Annotated in this window: 16 protein-coding genes; 5 read left to right on the top strand and 11 right to left on the bottom strand. The window is 74.0% G+C overall.

What is annotated here, in order from left to right; genetic code table 11:
• Window positions 1-339 precede the first annotated feature (339 nt).
• The 4 genes from JK361_RS31910 to JK361_RS31895 all read right to left on the bottom strand — a co-directional run bounded on the left by JK361_RS31910 (window position 340) and on the right by JK361_RS31895 (window position 5267).
• Window positions 340-1776, bottom strand: a complete 1437-nt coding sequence (locus JK361_RS31910; RefSeq protein ID WP_201824979.1) for a GNAT family N-acetyltransferase — start codon at window positions 1774-1776, stop codon at window positions 340-342.
• A gap of 117 nt (window positions 1777-1893) precedes the next feature.
• Window positions 1894-3480 (bottom strand): alkaline phosphatase D family protein, encoded by a 1587-nt coding sequence (locus JK361_RS31905; protein ID WP_201824978.1) that lies wholly within the window; start codon window positions 3478-3480, stop codon window positions 1894-1896.
• 132 nt (window positions 3481-3612) lie between these two features.
• Window positions 3613-4443 carry an alpha/beta fold hydrolase gene (locus tag JK361_RS31900; protein WP_201824976.1) on the bottom strand — a complete coding sequence of 277 codons (831 nt, stop codon included), beginning with the start codon at window positions 4441-4443 and terminating at the stop codon, window positions 3613-3615.
• 170 nt (window positions 4444-4613) lie between these two features.
• Entirely contained in the window at window positions 4614-5267 is a 654-nt protein-coding gene (locus tag JK361_RS31895) for an NADPH-dependent F420 reductase (protein WP_201824974.1), read from the bottom strand.
• A 121-nt stretch (window positions 5268-5388) separates the two neighbouring features.
• On the opposite strand from JK361_RS31895, the gene JK361_RS31890 reads away from it, so the two are divergent.
• Together JK361_RS31890 and JK361_RS31885 are read left to right on the top strand one after the other, a co-directional pair.
• A complete protein-coding gene (locus JK361_RS31890; protein WP_201824972.1) occupies window positions 5389-6270 on the top strand; it encodes an RNA polymerase sigma-70 factor in 882 nt (293 codons plus the stop codon).
• A gap of 337 nt (window positions 6271-6607) precedes the next feature.
• Window positions 6608-7369 carry a GntR family transcriptional regulator gene (locus tag JK361_RS31885; RefSeq protein WP_201824969.1) on the top strand — a complete coding sequence of 254 codons (762 nt, stop codon included), beginning with the start codon at window positions 6608-6610 and terminating at the stop codon, window positions 7367-7369.
• A 280-nt stretch (window positions 7370-7649) separates the two neighbouring features.
• On the opposite strand, the gene JK361_RS31880 is transcribed toward JK361_RS31885, so the two are convergent.
• The 3 genes from JK361_RS31880 to JK361_RS31870 form a co-directional block, all read right to left on the bottom strand.
• A complete protein-coding gene (locus tag JK361_RS31880) occupies window positions 7650-8804 on the bottom strand; it encodes an ROK family transcriptional regulator (RefSeq protein WP_201824967.1) in 1155 nt (384 codons plus the stop codon).
• Between the two features lie 96 nt (window positions 8805-8900).
• A complete protein-coding gene (locus tag JK361_RS31875) occupies window positions 8901-9557 on the bottom strand; it encodes a response regulator (protein WP_201824965.1) in 657 nt (218 codons plus the stop codon).
• A gap of 14 nt (window positions 9558-9571) precedes the next feature.
• On the bottom strand, window positions 9572-10726 hold the full coding sequence (locus JK361_RS31870) for a sensor histidine kinase (RefSeq protein ID WP_201824963.1): 1155 nt from the start codon (window positions 10724-10726) through the stop codon (window positions 9572-9574).
• 107 nt (window positions 10727-10833) lie between these two features.
• Here JK361_RS31870 and JK361_RS31865 point away from each other — a divergent pair, with 107 nt between their 5' ends.
• Genes JK361_RS31865 through JK361_RS31855 form a run of 3 tightly spaced genes read left to right on the top strand, consistent with a single transcriptional unit; the run spans window position 10834 to window position 12952 of the window.
• On the top strand, window positions 10834-11754 hold the full coding sequence (locus tag JK361_RS31865) for an ATP-binding cassette domain-containing protein (RefSeq protein ID WP_201824961.1): 921 nt from the start codon (window positions 10834-10836) through the stop codon (window positions 11752-11754).
• Window positions 11755-11756: 2 nt separating this feature from the next.
• Window positions 11757-12467: an ABC transporter permease subunit gene (locus JK361_RS31860; RefSeq protein ID WP_201824947.1), complete on the top strand. Its 711-nt coding sequence runs from the start codon at window positions 11757-11759 to the stop codon at window positions 12465-12467.
• Window positions 12468-12508: 41 nt separating this feature from the next.
• Window positions 12509-12952 carry a hypothetical protein gene (locus JK361_RS31855; protein ID WP_201824944.1) on the top strand — a complete coding sequence of 148 codons (444 nt, stop codon included), beginning with the start codon at window positions 12509-12511 and terminating at the stop codon, window positions 12950-12952.
• Here JK361_RS31855 and mug read toward each other — a convergent pair.
• The 4 genes from mug to JK361_RS31835 all read right to left on the bottom strand — a co-directional run bounded on the left by mug (window position 12913) and on the right by JK361_RS31835 (window position 16055).
• Window positions 12913-13443, bottom strand: a complete 531-nt coding sequence (gene mug, locus JK361_RS31850; RefSeq protein ID WP_285440301.1) for a G/U mismatch-specific DNA glycosylase — start codon at window positions 13441-13443, stop codon at window positions 12913-12915. The two genes, JK361_RS31855 and mug, sit on opposite strands and share 40 nt — an antisense overlap.
• 80 nt (window positions 13444-13523) lie before the next feature.
• Window positions 13524-14966: an adenylosuccinate lyase gene (gene purB / locus JK361_RS31845; protein WP_201824942.1), complete on the bottom strand. Its 1443-nt coding sequence runs from the start codon at window positions 14964-14966 to the stop codon at window positions 13524-13526.
• Between the two features lie 59 nt (window positions 14967-15025).
• Entirely contained in the window at window positions 15026-15256 is a 231-nt protein-coding gene (locus JK361_RS31840; protein WP_201825107.1) for a hypothetical protein, read from the bottom strand.
• 10 nt (window positions 15257-15266) lie between these two features.
• On the bottom strand, window positions 15267-16055 hold the full coding sequence (locus JK361_RS31835) for an SGNH/GDSL hydrolase family protein (protein WP_201824940.1): 789 nt from the start codon (window positions 16053-16055) through the stop codon (window positions 15267-15269).
• Window positions 16056-16089: the final 34 nt, after the last annotated feature.

Here is a 16089-nt window from a genome sequence, read left to right as displayed (position 1 = left end):
CGGCCAGGGGCCGGTGGGTGGCCGCGGTGGTGTCCGGCGGCCGGGTGCCGGTGGGTGGCCGCGGTGGTGTCCGGCGGTCGGGGGCCGGTGGGCGGTCGCGGTGGTGTCCGGCGGCCGGGTCCGATGGGCGGTCGCGGTGGTGTCCGGCGGGCCGGTGTCGGGGAGCCGGGTCGCGGTGGTGTCCGGCGGTGGGCCGAGCGCGGGTCGGCACCGCCGGACACCGCCCGGACACCCCCCGGCCCCCCGTGGCGGGGCACCGTCGCCGCCGGGGACCTGGGCGGCCGTGGGCGGTGCCGGTGTCGGGGAAGCGGGGCGGACCGCAGTGGTGGGGGTGCCGGGTCAGTCGCGGCGGGCGGGGTCGCCGAGCGGGTGGCGGCCGATGTCGTGCAGGGGCCGGGCCGCCTCCGGCACGGAGTCCAGCCGGGCCGTGATGACCAGCGTCCCCTCCTCGATCTGGTAGTCCAGCGGCAGCCCGAGGCCGCGCATCGCGGCGACCATGCCGGTGTTGGACGCCTTGGTCACGGCGTACACGCTCTCGCAGCCCGCCTCCACCGCCATCGCCACCAGCCGGCCGAGCAGTTCACCGCCGATGCCCCGCTGCTGCCAGTCGTCCTCGACCAGCAGCGCGACCTCCGTCTCGTCGCCGTCCCACAGCAGATGCCCGAGGCCGACGATCCGGCCGGAGGCGGTCTGCGCGGCCAGCGTCCGGCCGAAGCGGGGGCTGAGCAGGTGGTTCAGATAGCGGTCCGCGTCGCCGACCGGGCCGTGGTAGCGCAGTGCGAGGGTGTGCGGCGAGCACCGTTCGTGCATCGCCCGGGCCGCGGTCAGATCCCCGGTGTCGACCCGGCGCACGGTGATGTCGTTGCCCCCGGGCAGGGTCAGTACGTCCTGTCCGCCGGGGATGCGCGGCCCGAGCCGGCTGTCCAGCTCCACCAGCGCCCGCGCCCGGGCGAACTCGGTCGGGGTGAACGGCAGGTACGGCCGCTCCACGGTGAGGACACCGCCCTCCGGCGCCGGCAGCCGCATCACGGTGTCCTCCAGGACACCCTCGACCGGCACCGGCCGCGGACCCGGGCCCCCGCCGGCCGGCGTGCCGGGCAGCGAACGGATCGTGCAGCGGCCCAGCAACTGGCGCAGCGCCAGCGGCAGTTCCGCGGTGTCCAGGGCGGTGCGCGCCGCCAGACCGAGCACCCGGGTGGGCGCGTCGACCAGGTCGTGGGCGTCGGCCCGCTCGATCCACGTGGACCTGCCCCCGGCCAGCGCGACCGCCCGGGTGATCTCGGCCGCCGTCAGCGTGCCCGGTGCCCGCAGCAGGAACTCGTCCACCGCACCGTCGGCCAGCGGGTGCGCCTGAAGGCTCAGGATGTCCACCCGACGCCCGGCGAGCGCGGCGCACAGGGCGGCCAGGGAGCCCGGCTCGTCCTTCACCGTCGTCCGCATCCGCCACAGCGCGCCGGCGACCGCGTCGGCGGAGGACTGCTCGGACGGCCCGGCCGGCCGCGGTTCGGCGGTCGGCCGGGCACCGGTATCGATCGCCGGCGGGGCGTGTCCGTGGCGGCGTGACCACCACACGTGGAAGGCGGCCGTCGCGGCCAGCGCCATCGCCGAGATCACCAGCAGGGCCGGGCCGTCCGGCCCGTGCCCGACCAGGTTCGCCACCGCGTCGGCGACGGCCACGGCCGTGAAGAGCGCGGCGAGCTCGACGACGTCCCGCCGCCAGTGGTGCACGGGCCGCCCGTGCTTCGCCCGGGTCACATGAGGAATGTTCGGAGTCATACAGCCACTGTGAAGGAACGGTGTTGCGTGATCACGAACTGCTTGTGACCGATAGGTAAAGCATGCTCCGTCCCATTTGTTGGGCTTTCCATGGCAGACCGGCCGGCCGGTTGTCCCCTACTGACCCACCCGGCCCGGTCGCAGCGTCCGCGTGAACAGGACCGTGCCGTCCAGCTCGCGCAGCCGTACCGTCAGCTCGCCGCTGTCCCCGTCGATGTCGACCTCGCCGAAGAACTGGTAACCGCCCGCGGGCGAGACGTTGGACGCGGTCGGCGCCTTCACGAACACCCGCTCCGGGCCGAAGGTGTCGTCCAGCGCGCCGGCCGGGAAGGCGCCGGCGTTGAGCGGCCCGGAGACGAACTCCCAGAACGGCTCGAAGTCGGTGAAGGCGGCCCGGGACGGCTGGTAGTGCTGGGCCGAGGTGTGGTGCACGTCCGCCGTGAGCCACAGCGTGCCGGTGATCCGCCGGTGCTTGACGAACCGCAGCAGCTCGGCGATCTGCAGCTCACGGCCGAGCGGCGCGCCGGGGTCGCCCTGGGCCACGGCCTCGAAGTTCGGCTTGCCCTCCGTCGCGTCCGGTACGACGAGACCGAGCGGCATGTCGGCGGCGATCACCTTCCACACCGCACGCGACCGGGCCAGCTCCCGCTTGAGCCACTCCAGCTGCTCCCGCCCGAGGATGCCCTGCGGGTCGCTCGTCCGGTCGTCGGCCGAGTTGGCGTTGCGGTACGTCCGCATGTCGAGCACGAACACGTCCAGCAGCGGGCCCTGGCGCAGCACCCGGTACACACGGCCCTCCCGCGCGCCGGGGCGCAGTGTGGAGAGGGGGAAGTACTCGCCGAACGCCCGCCGGGCGCGCGCGGCGAGGACGTCGATGCTCTTCTCGGTGTAACGGGTGTCGGAGGCGGCGACGGTCTCGCCCGGGTACCAGTTGTTGCGCACCTCGTGGTCGTCCCACTGGACGATCGAGGGCACCTGGGCGTTGAACCGGCGCAGGTTCTCGTCGAGCAGGTTGTAGCGGAAGTTGCCCCGGTACTCGGCGAGGGTCTCGGCGACCTTCGACTTCTCCTCGGTGGTGATGTTCCGCCAGGTCGTGCCGTCGGGCAGCGCCTGGGTGGCGGTGATGGGGCCGTCGGCGTAGATGTTGTCGCCGCTGCACAGGAAGAAGTCCGGGTCCAGCTTCGCCATGGCGTCGTAGATGCGGTAGCCGCCGACGTCGGGGTTGATGCCCCAGCCCTGGCCGGCCAGGTCGCCCGACCACAGGAAGCGCACGCCGTCCCGGCGGCGCCCGGGCGCGGTGCGGAAGGTGCCGGTCACGGGCTCACCGGTGCGCCGCGGGTCGTCCGGGTCGGCGAGCAGGACGCGGTAGTGGATCTGCTCGCCGGCCGGCAGGCCGTGCAGCCGGGTGGTGCCGGTGAAGTCCGTGCCGGCGCCCAGCAGCGGTCCGTGCCATCGGCGCGGGTTGCGGAACGACTCGGTGGCGGCCGTCTCCACGATCATCCGGGCCGGCCGGTCCGAACGCACCCACACCAGGCCGGAGTCGGCGGTCACGTCACCGGCCTGCACACCCCAGTCCGCCCGGGGACGTCCGGAACGGGCGAACGCCGGGGCCGCGCCGAGGCCGACGGGCAGGGTCAGGGCCGCCGACGCGGCGAGGGAGCCGCGCAGAACTCCGCGGCGGCCGGGGAACGGACGGTGTGACATGGCTGCGCCTCCAGGGACGGGATCCGGCCGGTGTGCAGAGCCACACCTACTGGTGCGCCGCGGCGCGCACGCAAACCGCAAGTGAACAACCGCCCGTTGCGGCGGTATGCCCCCGCCCGCCGGACCGGTGCCTCAGCGGCTGCCGTCCAGCATCACCCGGGCGACCAGCGCCGGGTCGTCGTTCATCGGGACGTGGCCGCAGCCGGGCAGCCGTATCAGCCGGGCGTGCGGGATGAGTTGCTTGGCGCGGATGCCCTGGCGGCGCACGAGGAGCCGGTCCTGGGTGCCCCAGGCCACCGTGACCGGCAGGCCCGCCAGGTCGTCGGTGAACCGGACGGTGGTCCCCGCCCGCAGGGTCGCCTCGAAGCCGCCGGCCGTGACGAGCGCGAGTGTCTCGGCGACCACGGCGTCCGGCGAACGGCGTCCGGGCCGGGCGTAGATGGTGCTGGTCAGTGCCGTACGGCCGGCCGCCGAGCGGGACAGCTGCCGCACCAGCGGCTCCGGCAGCCGCCGGGCGACGCCCCGCATCGTGCGCAGCACCGTGAAGGCGTAGCGCCGTTCGGCCTCCGTCCAGAAGCCCGCGGGGGAGAAGGCGGTGACGGACCGTACGCGTTTCTCCCGGCCCAGCTCCAGCGCGAGCAGACCGCCCAGCGAGTTGCCGGCGACATGCGGGCGGTCCAGCTCCAGCGCCTCGAACAGGGCACCGAGCACGGAGTTCGTGGTGGGCAGGTCGTAGGCCAGGCCGTCCGGCAGCCCCGGGGACGCGCCGAAGCCCGGCAGGTCGACGGCGATCACCTCGCGCTCGGTGGCCACGATGTCCACGACCGGGTCCCAGGCCTGGAGATGGTGGCCGATGCCGTGCAGCAGGACCAGTGGTTCGCCACGGCCCACGCGCGTGTAGGACACGCTCACGTCGCCCGTGCCGTGGGGAGTGGGGACCTTGAAGGAGACGGTGGCGGACATGGAGCGCTCCTGGTCTGGACTGCCGGCGGAAATCGTAGACAGCTTGTCAGCAATTACTACCAGCCGGTAGCCCTGGTGCCGCACCTTCCGCCGCCCAGCGCCCGGCGTCCCGTCGGACTACACGTCGGTGTCCCGTCGCAGGTCTCGCCGTACCGCCTCTCGTACGGCCGTCAACCCGACCGGCGCACCTCGATGTTGAAGTCCGCGTCCCCGAAGCGGCCGAACAGGGTGAGCCACAGCGGCAGGTACATCTCCACCGCGCGCGCCGCCTCGATGCCGCCCAGGTCCAGGACCCGCCCGGCGGGCCAGCCGAACTCCCCGAGGAGCGCCGTCACCTGCTCCTTGGCCCTGGCGTCCGCCCCGCACACGAACAGGTGGTGCTCGCCGGGCACCCGCCGGGGATCCACCATCACCCGGCAGTTGACGGTGTTCAGCGTCTTCACCACGCGCGCCTGCGGGAACGCCCGCTGGATCCGCTCGCCCACGCTGTCGGACCCGACCGGGTCCAGCAGCGGCTGCCCGTCCTCGAACGCCAGCGGATTGGAGACGTCCACCAGTACCTTGCCCGCCAGGTGCTCCGCACCCGCCGCCTCCAGCGCGTCGAGCGCCACCCGGCCGGCCACCGCGTTCACGACCACCTCGCCCGCCGCTGCCGCCTCCGCGAACGTGCCCGCGTGGGCCCGGCCCGCCTCGGCCGTGGCCCACTCCACCGCCACCGGGTTGTCCCGGGTGCGGGACCCGAGGGTCACCTCGTGCCCCAGCTCCAGCAGCCTGCCGGCCAGGGTGCGGCCCACCTCGCCCGTGCCCAGCACCGCGTACCGCATCGCCCACCTCGAGGTCGCCGGCCGCCGCCCACCGGCGGTCCGCGGTCATTGTGATCCGGACCGCTCCCGGAACCAGGCATTCCGAGTGGACACCGGCAAGCGTGTCGGATGGGATGGACCCGTGACCGCCGACCCCGCCACCGACGTCTTCGAAGAACACCGCTCCCTGCTCATGGGGGTCGCGTACCGAATGCTCGGCCGCATCGCCGACGCCGAGGACGTGGTCCAGGACGCATGGCTGCGCTGGTACCACGCCGACCGCACGGAGGTCCGCGAACCGCGTGCCTACCTGGTGCGCATCACCACCCGGCTGGCCATCGACCGGCTGCGCCAGGTGCAGGCGCGCGGCGAGGCGTACGTCGGGCCGTGGCTGCCGGAGCCTTACCTCACCGAGTTCGCCGACACCGCCCCGGACACCGCGGAGCGGGCCGTGCTCGCCGACACGGTCTCCCTGGCCGTCCTGGTCGTCCTGGAGTCCCTGTCCCCGCTGGAGCGGGCGGTCTTCGTGCTCAGGGAGGCGTTCGGCTACCCGTACGCCGAGATCGCCGAGCTGCTCGACCGGGGCGAGCCGGCGGTACGGCAGCTCGCCGGTCGGGCCCGCAGGCACGTGGCGGAGGGGCGGCCCCGGTACGAGGTGGATCCCGTCCGGCGCCGGGAGCTGACCGAGCGTCTGCTCGCCGCCGTGGCCGAGGGCGACCTGGAGGGGCTGATGTCCATGCTCGCCCTGGACGTCCGCCTGGTCGGCGACAGCGGCGGCAAGGCCAAGGCGCCGGTGCGCACGCTGCACACCGCGGACAAGGTCGGCCGCTTCCTCGTCGGCGCAGCCCGCTCGGTCCCGGCGGACCTGTCCCTGCGCGTCCTGGAGGTCAACGGCGGCCCCGCCATCCTGCTCCTGTCCGGCGGCAAGCCCGACAGCCTGTTCCAGCTGGACATCGCGGACGACCGCGTCACGTCCGTGTACGTCCTGCGCAACCCGGACAAGCTCCGGTACCTCGGCGACTGAGCCGACGCCCCCTTTCACGAAGCCCTCGTCGCACGACGGGGGCTTCGTCGTACGCCAGAACCGGTCCGCCGCACGGCAGGGGACCGGCCGTGCGGTGGGGGCTCGGCGGGTGACGGGGCTTTGCGGGCGACGGGAGCTTCGCCGCGATGTCACACACGCCGTGGCGCACGAACGCCTCGTGAACGCTGTGCTGCGGGCCGCCCGTGTGTCCTTCACGGGTCCGAGGATTGGTCTTGACCAAGGGTGGCGGCCGCCCTATCGTCGCAGAGAAGTGCAACAACCTTTAATAAACAAGGGCGCTAAAAACCGCCGGACCACGGCTCTTGCGGAGGACAGGGTGGGGACCACGCAGCTGGACTCGGTACCGGAACCGAAGTACTGGCATCTCAAGACCGTGCTGAGCGAAGCACTGGACTCCGACTTCTCGGTCGGCGAGATCCTGCCCAACGAACGTGAACTCGCCGCACGCTTCGGCGTGGCCCGTGCCACGCTCCGCCAGGCTCTCGAACAGCTGGAGCTGGAGGGCCGGCTCCAGCGCCGGCGCGGGGTCGGCACGACCGTCGCGCCCCCGCGCGTGGGCGTGGCCGTCGGTTCGGAACAGCACACCTGGCCCGGCGCCGCCGGCGATGCCTGGCAGCCCCTCGACGCCGTGCAGGCGACGCCGCCGGCCGCCGTCGCCGCGGCCCTGGAGACCGCGGCGGACGAGACCGTGCACACGGTCCGCCGCTCCCGCATGTCCCACGGCCAGCAGGTCGCCACCGAGCTGCTCTACATCCCGGCGGCGACGGTGCCGGGCCTGACCGCGATCGACGCCCCGTCCGGCGCGGCGCGCGCGCGTGCGGTGCTGCGGGAACTGCAGCACCTGCCGCTGGAGGGGGAGGACCGCGCGGTCGAGCTGGGCTCCGCGCGTGCGGACGACGCCAAGGAACTCGACCGGCTGCCCGGCTCGCCCGTTCTCGTCGTCACCACCCGCTTCTTCGCCCAGGGCCGCACGGCGGCCCTCTCGGTGGCGACCTACCGCGCCGACACCTGCCGGCTGACCTTCGGTGACTCGGCGGGCGTGGAAATACACCACGACCCGGAACGCCAGGCCTCCTGAGCCACAGGTCCCGCGCCCCGGAAACCAGCCGGGGCGCGCGACCGAGGGCCCGGCTCCTGAGGGTGCAGACGCTCACAACCAAGGCCGAGGCCGACTCCCCAAGGGCCGAACGCTCACAACCAAGTCCGGGGCCAACTCCCCAAGGGGCGCGGGGAACTGCGCGACCAGCCACTACGGCGCCGCACCCGAACGACTACCGCAACCGGCACTTGCACCCCCCGAGCCGCACCCGAACAAGAACCGCAACCCGGCACCCTCGGCGGCCCCCCAACGCCACCGCTCAGCGCCGCGTCACCGTGCCGTCGACCGCGAACAACTGCTCCTCGACGTGGTCCAGAGCCAACCGCAGCGCCCCCGTGGCCACGGCCGCCTCGCCCAGCAGGGAGAGCGTCACCTGCGGCGGACGCAGACAGTACCGGGCCAGTTCGCGACGCAGCGGCTCCAGCACCCCGTCCAGCCCGGCCGCCCAGCCCCCGACCACGACCAGTTCCGGATCGAGCGCCAGCACCAGCGCGGCCACATCGTGCACGAGCCGCTGGATGAACCGCTCGACGGCGGCCAGCGCCCGCTGGTCACCCTTCCGCGCCAGCGTGAACACCTCGGCCACCGCCTGCTCGTCCAACGGATGCAGCGGCTGGTCGGTGGTGGACAGCAGCGCCTCCGGAGTCGCCCCACGGCCCAGCAGATGCAGCGCGCCGATCTCCCCGGCCGCCCCGCCGAAGCCCCGGTGCAGCCGCCCGCCGATCAGTGAACCGGCCCCCGGGCTCAGCCCGGCCAGCACGAACACCACGTCGTCCGTCTCGGTCGCCGCACCCTTCCAGTGCTCGGCGACAGCCGCCGCGTTCGCGTCGTTCTCCACCAGCACCGGACACTTGAAGGAACGGCTCAGCCGCTCGCCCAGCCTCAGGCCCGTCCACTGCGGCAGGGCCGTGCTCAGCCGGACCGTGCCGTCCACCTCCACGATGCCCGGCGTGCCCACGCCCACCGCCCGCAGCGAGCTGCGCGCGACCCCGGCCCGGCGCAGCAGTTCGGCCACCGCACCGCGCAGCCGGTCGAGCCGCTCGTCCGCCGGGGCCGTCTCGTCGACCTGCTTGGCCTGGGCGCCCAGCACACGGCCGTCGAGGTCGGACAGGAGCGCGGCGACCCGGTGCGGCCCGATCTCCAGGCCCAGCAGATGCCCCGCCTCGGCCCGGAACCTGAACCGCCGGGCGGGCCGCCCCTGCCGCCGCGTGCCGCCCTCGTCGGCCGCCGCCTCCACCACGAGACCGCCCTCGATGAGCCCCTCGACCACGCCCTCGACGGTCGGCCGGGACAGTCCGGTGACACGGGTGATCTCGGTGAGTGTCGCGCAGTCCGTGGCGCGCAGCGCATGCAGCACCACCGCGGAATTGATCCTCCGCAGCAGCGAGGGATCGCCGCCGGTCAGCTGCCCCACCGTCCGTCCTCCCAGCTCGCGGGCGTGTTGGCCGGATCGTACTCGGCCCGGCCCACCCCGGCGAGTTCCGGGTTGCGCCCGCGGCCGGACCCGGGGTCAGCCCGGCTCCACGAACCCCGACTCGTAGGCCGCGATCACCGCCTGCGTGCGGTCGCGCGCGCCGAGCTTGCCCAGCACGGCACTCACATGCGACTTCACCGTCTCCGCGCCGACGATCAGCCGGCCGGCGATCTCGGCGTTCGACAGCCCCCGCGCCATCAGCCGGAGCACCTCCGCCTCCCGCTCGGTCAGCCGGGCCCGCTCCAGCACGGCCCGCGCCGGCCGGTCGCCGTCGCCGTACCGGGCGGCGAGGCGCCGTACGGAGGCCGGGAACAGCAGCGACTCGCCCTCCGCGACCAGCCGCACGGCGTGCACGATCTCGGCGGGGCGGGCCCGCTTCAGCAGGAACCCGTCGGCCCCCGCGCGCAGCGCCTCGTACACGTGCTCGTCGTCCTCGAAGGTGGTCACCACGAGGATCTTCGGCGGCTCGGCCACCGTGCGCAGCACCGCGCGCGTGGCCTCGATGCCGTCCATGAGGGGCATCCGCACGTCCATGGCGACCACGTCCGGCCGCAGTTGCCGCACGAGCGGGATGACCGCCGCACCGTCGGCCGCCTCGCCCACCACCTCGATGTCGGGCTGCGCCTCCAGCACGGCCCGCAGACCCGCGCGGACCAGGGGCTCGTCGTCGACGAGGAGTACGGTGACCGGCATCCGGCCAGCCTAGATCAACCGATCGGCAACTCCGCGCGCACCTGCCAGTCGCCGTCTACCGGACCGGTCCGGGCGGTGCCGCCGAGCAGCGCGGCCCGCTCCCGTATGCCGCGCAGGCCGCTGCCCCGGCCGGGTCCCGTTGTCGCCCCCGGCAGCGAGTTGCGGACGTCCAGCGTGAGCATGCCGCCGGTGACCGCGACCCGGACCCGCACGGGTACGGCTCCGGCGTGCCGCAGCACATTGGTGAGCGACTCCTGGAGGATGCGGTAGCCCTCGCGGGACACCGGGCCCGGCACGGCCTCGACCGGACCCGTCACCTCGGCGTCGACCTTCGCGCCGGAGGCCCGCGCCGACTCCAGCAGCCGGCCGGCGTCGGCCAGCGTGGGCCGCGCGCTCACCGGCCGCCCGGACTCCCGCAGGACGCCCAGCACCCGCTCCAGGTCCGCCAGGGCCGCCCGGCCGGTCTCCTCGATGGCGTCCAGCGCTTGGTCGGTGAACTCCGGATCGCCCGCCGCCCGCGCCGCGCCCGCCTGCACCACCGCCACCGTCAGGGCGTGCCCGATGGAGTCGTGCAACTCCCGTGCGATCCGGGTACGTTCCAGCAACTGCTCGGTACGCTCCTCCAGCGCGGCCAGCCGCTCGGCCGCGCTCGGGCCCAGGAGCCGGCGCGCACCGGCGGTGATCAGCTCGCCGAGGCCGACGACCGCGCCGTACAGGGCGAGCAGCGGCAGCGGCGCCAGCAGGGCCCAGGCCCGGTGCGGGGGAAGCCGGTCCAGCAGCGGCACCCCGGACGGCACGCCCACCCAGGCGCACCGGGACAGCTCGAAGGTGATGGCGGGCAGCCACACCGTGGCGAGCATCGCCACCCCGCCGAGCAGCATCCGCAGCTCCAGCCAGAGCACCGTGCGCACCCGGTCCCGCCAGGTCGCCGACGGGGCCTCGGAGATGCCCGGCTCCGTCTCGCCGGGCGTGAGCAGCAGCCGCGCCTGCACGCCCTCGCCCCTGCGCACCGCGGGCAGGAGACCGATCGGGACGAGGAACAGCGCGGGCACCCAGGGAGTCGAGGGCAGGATGTAGAGCCAGACGCTGACCACCAGCATCGGCACCCACAGATGCAGCAGGCGCGTGTACGTCGTCCCGCGCAGCAGCGGGCGCAGAAAGCGGGCCATGACCTCATCGTCGCAGCCGGCACCGACGACGACCCTCCCCCGCACGGGGGAGCCGATCTCCACCGGCGGGGGAGGAGAGAACGCGCCCCAACGGCCACGCTGTTGCCATGACCAGCATCGACGTACGAGACCTCACCAAGGAGTACGGTGGCCGACGGGCCGTGGACGGCCTCACCTTCGACGTCCGGCCCGGCCGGGTCACCGGCTTCCTCGGCCCCAACGGCGCCGGCAAGTCCACCACCTTCCGCCTCGTCCTCGGCCTCGACCGCGCCACCGCCGGCACCGCCACCATCGGCGGCACGGCGTACCCGAGGCTCCGCGACCCGCTGCGCCGGGTGGGCGCCCTGCTCGACGCCCGCGCCGCGCACGGCTCCCGCACCGCCCGCGGTCACCTGCTGGCCCTCGCCGCGAGCAACCGCATCCCGGCCCGCCGGGTCGACGCCGCCTTGGAGGAGACCGGCCTGACCGCCGTGGCGCGGCGCCGGGTGCGGACGTACTCCCTCGGCATGCGCCAGCGGCTCGGCATCGCCGCCGCCCTGCTCGGCGACCCCGAGGTCGTCCTGCTCGACGAACCCGCCAACGGCCTCGACCCCGAGGGCATCGTCTGGATCCGAGCGCTGCTGCGCCGGCTGGCCGCGGAGGGCCGCACGGTCCTGGTCTCCAGCCACCTCATGGGGGAGACCGCTGCGTTCGCCGACCACCTGCTGATCCTCGGCCGGGGCCGGCTGCTCGCCGACACACCGGTGCGGGAGTTCATCCACGCACGCGTGCAGCCCCACGTCCGCATCCGCACCACCGAGCCCGCCGCCCTCGCCGACCTCCTGGCCCGGCACGGCCACGACGCCTCCCGCGACGAGGACGGCACCTGGACCGTGCGGCACGCGCGCGGGGACGACCTCGGCCGGCTGATGTCCGAGGCGGGCGTCCCCGTCCTGGAACTCGCCACCCGGGAGGCCACCTTGGAGGAGGCGTACCTCGATCTGACGGCGGCCGAGACCGAGTTCACCGCACAGCCCCAGGAGGTCTGACCATGTCCTTCGCACCCGCGCTCCACGCCGAGTGGATCAAGATCCGGACGCTGCGTTCCCTGCCGGCGGCCCTCGCCGCGATGGTCGTGGTCACCGCCGCGTTCTCCGCGCTCGGCGCAGCCGACGCCGACGACTCCGACCGGCTTTTCTCGGCTTTCTTCGGCATCAACTTCGGGCAGGTCGCCGCCGTCGCCTTCGGTACGACGGCGGTCTCGGCCGAGTTCCGCGGCGGTGCGCTGCGCCTGACGCTGTCGGCGGTCCCCGACCGGAGACGCTGGTTCGCCGCGAAGGCGACGGCGATCGCGCTGCCGGCGCTGGCCGCCGGACTGCTCACCGGGTGCGTCACGCTCCTGGCGGGCCGGGCGGTCCTCGGCGCGTCCGCGCCCGGCTGGGCCGAGGGACTGCGCGGCGCCGTCGGCTGCGGCCTGCACCTGACGCTGATGGCCCTGTTCGCCGCCGGACTCGCGACCGTGCTGCGCAGCGGGGTCGCGACCCTCTCCGTGCTGGTCCCGTTCCTGCTGATCGTCTCCTTCGTCATCGGAGACCTGTCCGCGGGTGTCGCCGACTACCTCCCCGACCGGGCCGGCCAAGTGGCCCTGCACAGCAGCTGGGAGGGCACGCTGGGCCCGTGGAGCGGGCTCGCGGTGAGCGCGCTGTGGGCGGCGGCGGCCCTGCTCGCGGGCGGCTGGAGCCTGGCCCGCAGGGACGCCTGACAGGCCGCCAGTTGTCAGTGGTGCCCGCTTTACTGGCTCTCATGGACATCGTGGAGTGCCTGAGCCTCATCGACCTGCTGTGCGCACGGGAGTTCCCGGCGGCGCACGGCAGGACGGAGTACGGCGAGAGCGGGCCCGGCTACCACATAGCCGCTTTACGGACGAGCGAGGACTTCCGGGAGGGCGACGGCAGCGCGCGGGACGAGACGGAGGCGCAGTACGAGGCCGACCGGGACGGTCTCGCCGAGCGGCTCGGCGAGCGGTGGGGGAGCCCCCAGCACGTCAGCCTGTACAGCGTGCTCGACCGGTCCCTGGGAGGCGAGGACATGGAGGAGCCCTGGGCCGGTCTCAGTGGTCATGTTCCGGACGTGCAGTTGTGGCGGGTGCCCGGGGCGGGCCGGTGGGTGGCCCTGGGCGTCTCCCGGTGGGACCGGGAACTGCCCTGTCAGCTGCTGGGGATAGTGACGTCGGCCGATCCGCCGTGACCGTCGGCGTCCGCCGCCTCGCGCAACCGGGCGAACTCCTCCGCCATGGTGGCCGTGGTCCAGTGGGCGTTCAGGCCGCTGGGGTTGGGCAGCACCCACACCCGGGATTCCCCGATCGTCCGCTCCTGCGGGCCGATCCGGGCCGTCCGGTCGGCGAAGGCGGCGCGGTACGCGGTGACGCCGACGACCGCCAGCCACCTCGGCCGCAGCCGCGTCACCTTCTCGGTCAGCAGCCGGCCGCCCTCGGCGTACTCCTCCGCGGTCAGCTCGTCCGCCCGCGCGGTCGCCCGGGCCACCACGTTGGTGATGCCGAGCCCGTACGCCGGCAGTTCCCCCTGCTCGGCCGGCTTCAGCAGCCGGGGCGTGAAGCCGGACAGGTGCAGCACCGGCCAGAACCGGTTGCCGGGGCGGGCGAAGTGGTGGCCCGTCGCCGCCGTCATCAGGCCCGGGTTGATGCCGCTGAACAGCACGCGGAGGCCGTCCGCGACCACGTCGGGGACGAGGCGGTCGCGGGCGGCCTCCAGCTCCGCCTGGGTGAAGCGGGCTGTGCGAGGGGTGCGGGGCGTGCCGGTCAGAGGATCGCCCCGGGCGTGTAGCCGGCGGCCTCCGGGTGCCGCTTGACGATGTCCTCGATCCGGCCGACGACCACGCCGACCTGGTCGGCGGCGGCACCGGTGAAGGAGAGCTTGTCGGCCATCAGGGACGCCAGCTGCTCACGGTCGAGCGGCAGGCGCCCGTCGGCGGCGAGCTTGTCGAGCAGGTCGTTGCGCTCGGCGCCCTGCTCGCGCATCGCCAGCGCGGTGGCGACCGCGTTCTCCTTGATCGCCTCGTGCGCGACCTCGCGGCCGACGCCGGCCCGCACGGCGCCCATCAGCACCTTGGTGGTGGCGAGGAACGGCAGGTAGCGGTCCAGCTCGCGGGCGACGACGGCCGGGAAGGCACCGAACTCGTCGAGGACCGTCAGGAACGTCTCCAGGAGGCCGTCCAGGGCGAAGAAGGCGTCGGGGAGGGCCACCCGGCGGACCACCGAGCAGGACACGTCGCCCTCGTTCCACTGGTCGCCCGCCAGCTCGCCGGTCATCGAGGCGTAGCCGCGCAGGATGACCATGAGGCCGTTGACGCGCTCGCAGGAACGGGTGTTCATCTTGTGCGGCATGGCCGAGGAGCCGACCTGGCCCGGCTTGAAGCCCTCGGTGACCAGCTCGTGCCCGGCCATCAGCCGGATCGTCTTGGCCAGCGAGGACGGCGCCGCCGCCAGCTGCACCAGGGCGGTCACGACCTCGTAGTCCAGCGAGCGCGGGTAGACCTGGCCGACCGAGGTGAACGCCTGGGCGAAGCCCAGGTGCCGGGCGATCCGGTCCTCCAGCTCCGCCAGCTTCGCCGCGTCGCCGCCCAGCAGGTCCAGCATGTCCTGCGCGGTGCCGACCGGGCCCTTGATGCCGCGCAGCGGGTAGCGGCCCAGCAGCTCCTCGACGCGGCCGTACGCCACGAGCAGCTCGTCGGCGGCGGTCGCGAAACGCTTGCCGAGGGTCGTGGCCTGCGCGGCCACGTTGTGCGAGCGGCCGGCCATGACCAGCTCGGCGTACTCGCCCGAGAGCTTGCCCAGGCGGGCGAGGACGGCCACCGTACGGTCGCGCATCAGCTCGAGCGACAGCCGGATCTGGAGCTGCTCGACGTTCTCGGTGAGGTCGCGCGAGGTCATGCCCTTGTGCACGTGCTCGTGCCCGGCGAGGTCGTTGAACTCCTCGATGCGGGCCTTCACGTCGTGCCGGGTGACCTTCTCGCGCTCGGCGATCGAGGCCAGGTCGACGGTGTCGAGAACGCGCTCGTAGTCGGCGATCGCCTCGTCCGGCACGTCGATGCCGAGGTCCTTCTGGGCCCGCAGCACGGCGAGCCAGAGCTGCCGCTCCAGCTTCACCTTCTGCTCGGGGGACCAGAGCGTGGCGAGCTCGGCGGAGGCGTAGCGTCCGGCGAGGACGTTCGGGATGCGGGGCTTGGCGGGCGCAGAAGTCACGTGTCCAGAGTTTACTGGCGATTCGTGCAGGCCAGCGCCATGGGTGGGTTCGGCGGAAGCTACGAGACGCCGGTCACCCCGGCCGCGGCGCCGAAAACCCCGCCGCCGGCCGCCCTCCCCCACGGCCGCCGGCCCTCCGCCTCGCCCGGCTCTTCCGCCTCGGCCGGCTCTTCGCCTCGGCCGGTTCCTCCGTCTCGGTCGGCTTCCCGCACCACGTCGGCCGGGGCGTGCTCGAGCCGGGGGCCGAACCCGTGGATCCGGCCCCGGACGCCGGTCACGCGGGTGGTCATCACCGTGCGGCTACGCCGGGCCCTCGTACGGCAGCAGCTCCGGGCGCTTCGGCGGGAGGCCGTCGCCCGAGGAGCGGCCGGTCAGGCGCCGGCCTATCCAGGGGAGGAGGTGCTGCCGGGCGAACCGCGCGTCCGCGACCCGCCGGCTCATCCAGCCGGGCGGGAGGGTGGCCGCCATCGGCACGTGCCACTCGGCGTCCTCCGGCTCGTACCCGAGCGTCTGCCACACCGCCTCGGCGACCCGGCGGTGCCCCTCCGCCGTCAGGTGCAGCCGGTCCACGTCCCACAGCCGGGGGTCGGCCAGCGAGGGCGCCCCGTACAGGTCGACCACCAGGGCGCCGTGCTTGCCGGCCAGCTCGTCCACGCAGGCGAACAGCTCCTCCATGCGCGGCCGGAACCGCTCCAGCACCGGGCCCTGGCGGCCGGGGCTGCGCATCAGCACCAGCTGCCCGCAGGAGGGCGCCAGCCGTTCCACGGCCTCGGTGAGCAGGTCCCGGACCCGGACCATGTCGCACTTGGGGCGCAGGGTGTCGTTGAGCCCGCCGACCAGGGTGACGACGTCGGCGTTCATGGCCGCGGCCGTCGGCACCTGCTCGTCGACGATCTGCCCGATCAGCTTCCCGCGCACGGCGAGGTTGGCGTACCGGAACCCGGGCGTGCCGGCGGCCATCCGCGCGGCGAGGACATCCGCCCAGCCCCGGTAGGAGCCGTCGGGAAGCAGGTCCGACATGCCCTCGGTGAAGGAGTCGCCGACCGCGACCAGGCTGGTGTACGGGGGAGATGTGGGATTCGTCTGCATGGCGAGGACGATGGTATCCCGGCTCCATACCCAG

Source organism: Streptomyces musisoli (assembly GCF_016741855.1).
Taxonomy (GTDB): Bacteria; Actinomycetota; Actinomycetes; order Streptomycetales; family Streptomycetaceae; genus Streptomyces; species Streptomyces musisoli.
This window is presented reverse-complemented; position numbering and strand designations above follow the sequence as displayed.

Coding starts and splice junctions, on each gene's coding strand:
- JK361_RS31840 (WP_201825107.1), bottom strand. CDS start 15,256: ATGACCACCCGCGTGACCGGCGTCCGGGGCCGGATCCACGGGTTCGGC.
- JK361_RS31835 (WP_201824940.1), bottom strand. CDS start 16,055: ATGCAGACGAATCCCACATCTCCCCCGTACACCAGCCTGGTCGCGGTC.
- JK361_RS31905 (WP_201824978.1), bottom strand. CDS start 3,480: ATGTCACACCGTCCGTTCCCCGGCCGCCGCGGAGTTCTGCGCGGCTCC.
- JK361_RS31900 (WP_201824976.1), bottom strand. CDS start 4,443: ATGTCCGCCACCGTCTCCTTCAAGGTCCCCACTCCCCACGGCACGGGC.
- JK361_RS31910 (WP_201824979.1), bottom strand. CDS start 1,776: ATGACTCCGAACATTCCTCATGTGACCCGGGCGAAGCACGGGCGGCCC.
- JK361_RS31875 (WP_201824965.1), bottom strand. CDS start 9,557: ATGCCGGTCACCGTACTCCTCGTCGACGACGAGCCCCTGGTCCGCGCG.
- JK361_RS31855 (WP_201824944.1), top strand. CDS start 12,509: ATGGACATCGTGGAGTGCCTGAGCCTCATCGACCTGCTGTGCGCACGG.
- JK361_RS31870 (WP_201824963.1), bottom strand. CDS start 10,726: ATGGCCCGCTTTCTGCGCCCGCTGCTGCGCGGGACGACGTACACGCGC.
- JK361_RS31860 (WP_201824947.1), top strand. CDS start 11,757: ATGTCCTTCGCACCCGCGCTCCACGCCGAGTGGATCAAGATCCGGACG.
- JK361_RS31895 (WP_201824974.1), bottom strand. CDS start 5,267: ATGCGGTACGCGGTGCTGGGCACGGGCGAGGTGGGCCGCACCCTGGCC.
- JK361_RS31865 (WP_201824961.1), top strand. CDS start 10,834: ATGACCAGCATCGACGTACGAGACCTCACCAAGGAGTACGGTGGCCGA.